General features: G+C 64.2%; 6 protein-coding genes. All 6 read left to right on the plus strand.

Going from position 1 to position 5,541, the window contains the following annotated elements; translation table 11 throughout:
* Positions 1–21 precede the first annotated feature (21 nt).
* The 6 genes from ACWDSL_RS09060 to ACWDSL_RS09085 all read left to right on the plus strand — a co-directional run bounded on the left by ACWDSL_RS09060 (position 22) and on the right by ACWDSL_RS09085 (position 5,539).
* Complete coding sequence (locus ACWDSL_RS09060) at positions 22–363, plus strand: hypothetical protein (RefSeq protein WP_450483237.1); 342 nt, start codon at positions 22–24, stop codon at positions 361–363.
* Positions 364–418: 55 nt separating this feature from the next.
* Complete coding sequence (locus ACWDSL_RS09065; protein ID WP_358632840.1) at positions 419–739, plus strand: WXG100 family type VII secretion target; 321 nt, start codon at positions 419–421, stop codon at positions 737–739.
* Between the two features lie 69 nt (positions 740–808).
* On the plus strand, positions 809–1,312 hold the full coding sequence (locus ACWDSL_RS09070) for a type VII secretion system-associated protein (RefSeq protein WP_450483239.1): 504 nt from the start codon (positions 809–811) through the stop codon (positions 1,310–1,312).
* A gap of 61 nt (positions 1,313–1,373) precedes the next feature.
* Positions 1,374–4,649, plus strand: coding sequence for an AAWKG family protein (locus tag ACWDSL_RS09075; protein WP_450483241.1), 3,276 nt, complete (start codon positions 1,374–1,376; stop codon positions 4,647–4,649).
* Positions 4,650–4,690: 41 nt separating this feature from the next.
* A complete protein-coding gene (locus ACWDSL_RS09080) occupies positions 4,691–5,146 on the plus strand; it encodes a YbaB/EbfC family nucleoid-associated protein (RefSeq protein WP_450483243.1) in 456 nt (151 codons plus the stop codon).
* A 63-nt stretch (positions 5,147–5,209) separates the two neighbouring features.
* Complete coding sequence (locus tag ACWDSL_RS09085; RefSeq protein WP_450483245.1) at positions 5,210–5,539, plus strand: hypothetical protein; 330 nt, start codon at positions 5,210–5,212, stop codon at positions 5,537–5,539.
* Positions 5,540–5,541 lie beyond the last annotated feature (2 nt).

The raw sequence follows: 5,541 nt of genomic DNA on the forward strand, positions 1-5,541 counted from the left end.
CGAGCGACGAGAGGGCTACGCATGGCCGTCAACGGAATGCAGCAGTCTGAGGAGAATGCGACACGGAACGGTGTCCAGGCGCTGGAGATGGCGTTCAGCGGCGTCATGAAGTGCCGCCAGGACGTCGAGAACACCAAGAACAACCTCATGGCCCACTACAAGGGCAGTGACGGTGGGGCGTTCAAGGACCTGGTCACCGCCTGGGAGGAGAAGGCCGACGTCATCCTCACCAACGTCCAGGACATGATCGAAACGCTCAACCAGACCCTCACCGAGCACGGCAAACAGCAGGGGTCCTCCAACGAGGCCATCAACCAGGCGTACGCCCAGTCGGACGCCGTCTTCGACGCCCTGGCCGGCTGAGCCCGAGCGGTCCCGGAACCCCCTTCGCATCCGACGCGAGACTGAGGACAGGTATATGAGCGACTTCACCGACGGCTACATCTACGTCGACTACTCGCAGATGGGCAACGCCGCGGACGACATGATCAGCCAGACCAAGGCGATCGCGACCACCCTCTCCAATCTGGAGATGGAGCTGAACGAGCTGAAGAACAGCTGGATCGGTGACGACAAGGACGTCTACGCCCAGAAGCAGCAGTCCTGGGACAACGCGGTCAAGGCCATGGAGGAGCTGCTGACCAAGCACTCCACCCTGCTCACCTCGGTGTCCGAGAACTACCAGTACAGCGAGCAGTCGCTGACCCAGATGTGGGACTCGGTGAAGATCGGCCGCTGACCCTCCGGCTCGGGCGGCCGTCGCCCTGCGGCCGCCGCGTCCCGCCCTCTCGACCAAAGGAGACTCGCCATGGCAGAAGACCCGAATTCGAAGACCGGCAAACTGTCCATGGACAAGGCCGGACTCGAGGCGTTCCGGGACAACCGTTTGGTGCCGTTCCAGGATGAGCTGCGCAAGATCGCATTGGATGACCCGACCCTCGGGCCGACGATGGGTTCGCTGCTCGGGGACACCGACTACACCACCCCCGAGCAGTTCGATTCATACGGGCTCAGTAAACCGCTGCGACTCGGACTCATGCTCAAGCAGGAGAATCTGCACGGCAAGGGCGATGCGCTCAACAAGGCCATCGCCAAGACCGCTACCGACCTGACGACGATTTATGAAGAGCAGGGCAAGCTCTTCAAGGACATCGCGGACAACCTGAAGACCTCGCTCGAGACCCTCTTCTCGACGCAGGCGGGCAGTCTGTTGGACATCGAGGGTCAGGAATTCCTCGACATCTTCGAGGATGTGGACTCCGACATGAGCGGCAAAAAGGGCGGCGGTGGCAAGGGTGACGACGAAGACTGACTGAATCCCCTCACCCGTTCGCCTCATCTTGCCCTGACCCGCGCATCGGAGGACCCCCACCGTGGCCGACAAAGTCGTTTACCCAGCGGATTCCGTGGATGACTACTGGCACACCGCGATCCAGGTGCTGACCGGGATGGTGCTGCCCAAGCGCGAGATGCTCTTCGGGGCGCTGCTGGGGAACGATGACATCCCGATGATGAGGGTCGAGTTCTCCGACTACGACGGTGAGCCGTCCAATGCCATTGTCGAGGCGTCCGACGACCTGAACTGGTTGTACAAAAGCTCCGGTTGGCGCATCGAGAACACCGACGTCGTGATCCCGTTCTACTCCGGCAAGCACGGCAAGGTCGGAGACGCGGACGTGAACACCAAGGTCGTCATGAAGAAGGCCCGGATCACGATGCTGGGCACCACCGGCTCGGGCAAGGGCGACGCCCCGGCCGGTGGAGTGTTCTACGGCGGAGATTTCAAGAGCGGTCTCGGGAAGGACTTCGAGGGCCAGTCCAAGGACACGGTCTGGAGCAACAAGGCCCTTTCGCAGTACGCCTTCGGCGGTGGTATGGCGCTGCAACAACTGCTGGACCACGACACCACGTCCGGCTACTCATGGAACGACCTCCCCATCAGTGAGGGGAACGCGGTAGACCTGAAGTCGTTTGAGGACAATGCCAAGGCGTTCGACCGGGTCGCGCAGTTCTTCCAGCAGCGCTACCGGGATCTCCAGGACTGGGAGTTCGACCTCGGTAAGCAGGAGGCGGCCTGGAAGGGGCAGGCCGCCGGCGTCTTCAAGGACCTGATCCATGGGCTCGTCCGCAACTACAAGTCCTACAACGAGCAGTTCCCGGTATCCGGAGCAACCGGTTCGAAGTACGGCGACGACCTTCGGGCATACCGCGTGGAGGTGCGGAACAGCGCACAGCGCCTGCACGACAAGTGGGACACGTGGGCCACCTTGACCGGAAACCCGCTCCGTTGGCTGCTTGACATCCTGAGCGAGGTGGCGAAGGAGGTGTGGCACAACAACATTACCAAGGTCCGCTACAAGCCGGTTTACAGTCCTCATGGCTATAGCAGCGGCTACCACTATGTGAAGTTCGGCGGCTTCTACGGCGGTGACAGGAAGTACGGCCCGCTGGAGGACAAGGACACCTGGAAGAAGATCGGTGAGGAGGCCATCAGGCGGTGGCAGCAATCGGTCAAGGACGTCCTCCAAGTGGCCGGCAAGAAGGCTCTCATCGACATCGAAAACGCCATCAACGATCAGAAGTTCCCGAAGAAGATCGAGACGGAGACCGTCAGCCTGACGGAGAAGTTCAACATCGACCAGGCCGCGAAGGAGAAGGCCGACGCGAAGAAGGAGAAGGAGGAGGCGGAGAAGAAGGCCGAGGAGAAGGAGAAGGAGGCCGAGCGGAAGGCCGAGGAGAAGGAGAAGGAGGCCGAGCGGAAGGCCGAGGAAGCCGAGAAACGGGCCGAGGAGAGGCAGAGGGCAGCCGAAGAGCGGGCCGACAAGAAGCAGAAGGAAGCCGAGCAGCGGGCCGAGGAGAAGGAGAAGGAGCAGGAGCGCAAGCAGGAGGAGAAGGAGAAGGAACAGGAGGCCAAGCAGGCCGAGCAGGAGCGCAAGCAGGAGGAGAAGGAGAAGGAGCAGGAGGCCAAGCAGGAGGAGAAGGAGAAGGAACAGGAGGCCAAGCAGGCCGAGCAGGAGCGCAAGCAGGAGGAGAAGGAGAAGGAACAGGAGGCCAAGCAGGCCGAGCAGGAGCAGAAGCAGGAGGAGAAGGAGAAGGAGCAGGAGGCCAAGCAGGAGGAGAAGGAGAAGGAACAGGAGGCCAAGCAGGCCGAGCAGGAGCAGAAGCAGGAGCAGAAGGAGAAGGAAGCCGAAGAACGGCAGATCGTTGCCACTAATCAGGCCCGTGCGGAACGCGACCAGGAGAAGAAGGAGCAGGAGCGCAAGCAGGCCGAGCAGGAGCAGAAGCAGGCCCAGAAGGAGGCTGAGCAGGAGCAGAAGCAGGCGGAGCAGGAGCGCAAGCAGGAGGAGAAGGAGAAGGAGGCCGAGCAGAAGCAGGCGGAGAAAGAGAAGGAGCAGGAGCAGAAGCAGGCCGAGCAGGAGGCCAAGCAGGAGCAGAAGGAGAAGGAGCAGGAGCAGAAGCAGATCCAGACCGAATCCGAGTACCAGGCCAAGCAGGAGGAGCAGGAGGCCAAGCAGGAGCAGAAGGAGAAGGAGCAGGAGCAGAAGCAGCAGGAGGCCGAGCAGAAGGCCGAGCAGAAGCAGGCCGAGCAGGAGGCCAAGCAGGAGCAGCTCCAGCAGGAGCAGGAACAGAAGCAGGCGGAGCAGGAGGCCAAGCAGGAGCAGAAGGAGAAGGAGGCCGAGCAGAAGCAGGCCGCGGCCGAGCAGAAGGCCGAGCAGCAGCAGAAGGAGGCCGAGGAGCGCTATGCGCGCGGCCTCGGCGGCGGCGATCTGCCGGGCGTCGGCGATCTGCTCGGGCAGGACTCCGCCACCACCACGCTCAACCCCGACGGCTCGGTCACGATGGACTACCCCGACGGGACGTCCCGGACCATCGATCTGCCCAGCGGCGATGTCACCACGACGCTGCCCGACGGCTCGACCGACATCGACAGCCTGCGCCCCGGGGACTCGATCACCAACAGCGACGGCAGCACCACCACCCTCAACCCGGATGGCACCGTCACCACCGATTTCCCTGACGGCGGCTCCAGCGTTCTGGACCCGGACCGGGGGACGATCACCAGTCACCAGCCCGACGGCACGACGATCACCACCCCCATCGACCCGGGCCAGACCCTGCCCAGCGAACTCGGCGGACCCTCCGGCCTCGGCGGCGGCCCGTCAGGACTGGGTAACTCGGGCGACTCGGTGTACTCGCCCTCGTACGACGGCTCGGGTTACGAGGAGGAGCTGTTCGACGACACCCCCGGCTCCATGGACCCGTCCGAGTACGGCATGGGCACCGGCAACGGCGCGGGTGGCATGCCGATGATGCCCGGCCGCATGGGCGGCATGGGTGGCGGCGGATCGTCGAGCGACGGCGAACGCGTCCGCGCCGTGATGGACGACGGGCAGACCATGACCGCCCGGCGGAGCACACCGCAGACCAGCAGGGGCGGCTACCAGGACGAGGAGACGATCCCCGTCGCGGGCCGCGGCACGGCCACCACGTCGGGCGGAATGCCCTTCATGCCGCCGATGGGCGGTGCCGGCGGTCCGGGCCAGCAGCAGACCCAGTCGGGTGACCGTGAACGGTCCTCCTGGGCGGAGGAGGGCGACGATGTCTGGGGTACCGATGAGGGCGGCGCGCCGGCCGTGATCGGACGCTGAACGAGCCCGTACGAGGGCCGAGTTCCACTGGAGGAAATGAGTTGAAAGAATCGATCAAGGACCGGCTGGCCAAGGCCGTGGCCAACCTGGAAGAAACCCAGAAGGCCGTGGCTCGCGCGCGAGAGCAGCTGAGCGTGGCTTCGGCCACGGTGCGCTCCCGGGACCGCAGCGTGGAGGTCACCGTCAATTCCCAGGGCCAGGTCAGCGAGGTGAAGTTCCTGGACGGCAAGTACCGCGCCATGGGCGCCGCTCAGCTGTCGGCGTCGGTGATCGAGGCGGCCCAGCAGGCTCAGGCGGAGATGGCCCAGATGGTGCTGAACACCTTTCAGCCGCTGTCCGAGACGCCGGGAGCCAGGCCCCACGTCGAGGGATCGGGTGTCGACTGGGACCAGATCTTCGGCCCGCTCACGGAGACCGTTGAGCGGGGCGCGGCCGCACGCCGCGGAGCGAGCGACAAGCTGCGGGATGAGATCACCGAGGACGGGGAGAAGAGGTAGCGGCCAATGGTCTACGGATACGGAGACAGTTTCCAGCTCGATCCCGGTCGTCTCGAGGCCTTCATGGCCGAGAGCCGCGCGCTCGGCAAGGACATACGGGCCGCCGCGGCCAAATTCGAGTCGGACCTGGAGCGTACGTCCATCTGGGCTGGATACGATGACGACTTCCACGACGAGGTGGACCCGGGGGACCGTCGTGAAGTCGCATCCTTGGTCCAGTCGTACTACGCCATCGCCGACGCCTTCGACGGCATCACCGAGGGCCGCTTCCTGGAGCTGCGAAAGGCCAGGAAGACCGTGGGCGAAAACATCGACAGCGTGGACGCGTTGAAGTCGCAAATGAACAACATCGGTGAGGGACCCGGCGGCGAGAGCACCGGCGGAAAGCGCTGACC

This window comes from Streptomyces sp. NPDC000941, from assembly GCF_053599555.1.